The sequence below is a fragment of the Nocardioides sp. genome (assembly GCF_031422975.1).
Lineage (GTDB): Bacteria > Actinomycetota > Actinomycetes > Propionibacteriales > Nocardioidaceae > Nocardioides.
The window spans coordinates 1-1,790 of the sequence record NZ_JANPEO010000017.1 but is presented as its reverse complement, the minus strand read 5'-3'; the positions used below and the strand labels follow the sequence as shown (position 1 = coordinate 1,790).

General features: G+C 70.6%; 1 protein-coding gene and 1 pseudogene. One reads left to right on the top strand and one right to left on the bottom strand.

Annotated features, from left to right (window positions below; translation table 11 throughout):
- Window positions 1–358 precede the first annotated feature (358 nt).
- Window positions 359–1,516: a glycosyltransferase family 4 protein gene (locus tag RMO85_RS00640; RefSeq protein WP_310525806.1), complete on the bottom strand. Its 1,158-nt coding sequence runs from the start codon at window positions 1,514–1,516 to the stop codon at window positions 359–361.
- A gap of 38 nt (window positions 1,517–1,554) precedes the next feature.
- Here RMO85_RS00640 and RMO85_RS00635 point away from each other — a divergent pair.
- Window positions 1,555–1,790, top strand: a pseudogene (locus RMO85_RS00635) (hypothetical protein); the annotation flags it as partial.

Here is a 1,790-nt window from a genome sequence, read left to right as displayed (position 1 = left end):
CGTCGGCGGCGCGTGGGGCGCGTGGCGCCGGCGCGCCGGGTGACTCGTCGGTAACAAGTGGTCACAGGATGCGCCCATCGCGCCGTTCGGCTGTTACGCTTCGCGGCGAACCTTTAGGGAGGGTCTTCACTCATGAACTCTGGCTTTATCGGACCGATCGTCAGCCTGGTTGCTGGCGGCTTGCTCGCTTCGGTGTCCGTCTTTGGTCTCATCACCTCGCAGACCTCGGCGCCGTCGAAGTCCCCGGCCAACGCCGAGGCCCCCGCGTTCGACTACGGCGTCACGACCGAGTGATCGCGGCGGTCACATCCGCCACCGACATCGCGGCACCGGCAGCCTCGCCGTTGTGCCGTCTGTGTCATTCCTCGTCCGGGTCCTGACTGTCGATCCGCACGCCCCGTAGCGCGCTCGCCACCACATGCGTGAATGACTCCTGCGCGTGCTGCCAGGTGAAGTCGTGGCTCATGGCCAGCGCCCCCTCACCGAGCCGGGCGCGCTCCGCGTGGTCGGCCAGCAGTCGGCCGAGCGTGCTCGTGAACTCGGCAGGGTCATCGACCAGGACTCCCGACCGCTCGTGCGCGATCGACTCGCGCGTGCCACCGGCCGAGCGGTAGGCCACGGCCGGGGTGCGGTGCATGCCCGCCTCGCCGATCACCAGGCCCCAGCCCTCCTTGAGCGACGGCAGGCCGAGCAGCCACGCCTGCTCGTAGATCTCGTGCTTGCGGCGCTCGTCGACCTGACCATCGAACACGACTGTGTCGCCGGCACCGCGCGCGGCGGCGTACGCATGCAGCTCCGCCTCCCACCAGCCCGAGCCCACGACGTGCAGGCGCAGGTCCGGGTGCTCGCCGCGCAGGGCGAGGGCAGCGTCGATGGCGTGCTCGACCTGCTTGTGCGGCACCAGCCGACCGACGACCGCGATCATCGGGTACGTCGCCTTGCCGATGCCGACCGGGATCACCGGGTCGGTGCCGTTGTGGACGACGGCGATGCGCTCGCGATCGACGCCGAGCTGCTGCAGCTCGTTGCGGGTGGCGCGCGAGACGGTGACGTACTGGCAGCTGCGGTAGAGCCGCGGCGCGAGCGCGTGCTCGATCCACCAGCCGACCCGACCGGTCACGCCCGGGTAGACCACTGGCCACTGCTCCCGGTGCACGTGGTGCACGAGCACCACCACCGGCTTGCGCGTCGCGGCCCGGGTGAAGAAGGGGAGCCCGTTCTGGACGTCGACGACGACGTCGACCGAGCCGAACTCGCGCCGCAGCAGCGCCGAGACGCCCTCGCGGTAGACCGTCAGCTTGGTGCCACGGCGGACGTAGCGCACGCCGTCGAGGGTCTCGTCGGGCGGCGCGGCGGCGTGGGCGGCGCAGAGGATGGTCACCTGCGCGCCGCGCTCTGCGAGGCCCTCGGCCATCTTCTCCAGGTAGCGCTCCGCACCGCCGCCCTCGGGGTTGCGGGTGTCGCGCCAGCTGAAGAATGCGACGTGCCGGCCGGCGATCTCACTGGTGTCAGACATTGCCCGCACACGCTACTACCAGAGGGTAAGGTCTCCGCGTGCCGCGTCAGACTCGATCAGCTCCGGCCCGCCGGTCCGGACGGGCCTGGCGGGCCGATCTGCGTCGTTCGCTGTTTCTCTTCAACGAGTTCCGCTACGAGCAGCCCGATCCGGCGCGTTTCTACACCGCCTTGGCGCAGGACTCGGCGGCACACGTCGGGGAGTACGCCGACCTGATGGGCGCCACCCTCCTCGATGTCGGCGGCGGCCCGGGCTACTTCCGAGACGCGTTCCG